The 1293-nt window shown below is 48.9% G+C and carries 1 tRNA gene and 1 rRNA gene; both read left to right on the top strand.

The features are described 5' to 3' along the window. Window positions 1-42: 42 nt before the first annotated feature. Window positions 43-118, top strand: a tRNA-Ala gene (locus BG60_RS36130). A gap of 247 nt (window positions 119-365) precedes the next feature. Continuing rightward, window positions 366-1293, top strand: a 23S ribosomal RNA gene (locus tag BG60_RS36125); the annotation flags it as partial.

Below are 1293 nucleotides of genomic sequence, written 5' to 3'. Positions count from 1 at the left end.
CCAGACCCACCAATTTTGTGTGGGAAACGCCTGTAGAAATACGGGGCCATAGCTCAGCTGGGAGAGCGCCTGCCTTGCACGCAGGAGGTCAACGGTTCGATCCCGTTTGGCTCCACCACTACTGCTTCTAGACGTTGAAAGCTTAGAAATGAGCATTCCATCACTGCGATGGTGAATGTTGATTTCTAGTCTTTGATTAGATCGTTCTTTAAAAATTTGGGTATGTGATAGAAAGATAGACTGAACGTTACTTTCACTGGTAACGGATCAGGCTAAGGTAAAATTTGTGAGTTCTCTTAATTGAGAAATTCGAATTTTCGGCGAATGTCGTCTTCACAGTATAACCAGATTGCTTGGGGTTATATGGTCAAGTGAAGAAGCGCATACGGTGGATGCCTTGGCAGTCAGAGGCGATGAAAGACGTGGTAGCCTGCGAAAAGCTTCGGGGAGTCGGCAAACAGACTTTGATCCGGAGATGTCTGAATGGGGGAACCCAGCCATCATAAGATGGTTACCTTACACTGAATACATAGGTGTAAGGGGCGAACCAGGGGAACTGAAACATCTAAGTACCCTGAGGAAAAGAAATCAACCGAGATTCCCTTAGTAGTGGCGAGCGAACGGGGACTAGCCCTTAAGTGGCTTTGAGATTAGCGGAACGCTCTGGAAAGTGCGGCCATAGTGGGTGATAGCCCTGTACGCGAAAATCTCTTAGTCATGAAATCGAGTAGGACGGAGCACGAGAAACTTTGTCTGAATATGGGGGGACCATCCTCCAAGGCTAAATACTACTGACTGACCGATAGTGAACTAGTACCGTGAGGGAAAGGCGAAAAGAACCCCGGAGAGGGGAGTGAAATAGATCCTGAAACCGTATGCGTACAAGCAGTGGGAGCCCACTTTGTTGGGTGACTGCGTACCTTTTGTATAATGGGTCAGCGACTTATTTTCAGTGGCGAGCTTAACCGAATAGGGGAGGCGTAGCGAAAGCGAGTCTTAATAGGGCGTCTAGTCGCTGGGAATAGACCCGAAACCGGGCGATCTATCCATGGGCAGGTTGAAGGTTGGGTAACACTAACTGGAGGACCGAACCGACTACCGTTGAAAAGTTAGCGGATGACCTGTGGATCGGAGTGAAAGGCTAATCAAGCTCGGAGATAGCTGGTTCTCCTCGAAAGCTATTTAGGTAGCGCCTCATGTATCACTGTAGGGGGTAGAGCACTGTTTCGGCTAGGGGGTCATCCCGACTTACCAAACCGATGCAAACTCCGAATACCTACAAGTGCCGAGCAT

It is taken from the genome of Caballeronia zhejiangensis (assembly GCF_000698575.1).
GTDB lineage: Bacteria > Pseudomonadota > Gammaproteobacteria > Burkholderiales > Burkholderiaceae > Caballeronia > Caballeronia zhejiangensis.
This window is presented reverse-complemented; position numbering and strand designations above follow the sequence as displayed.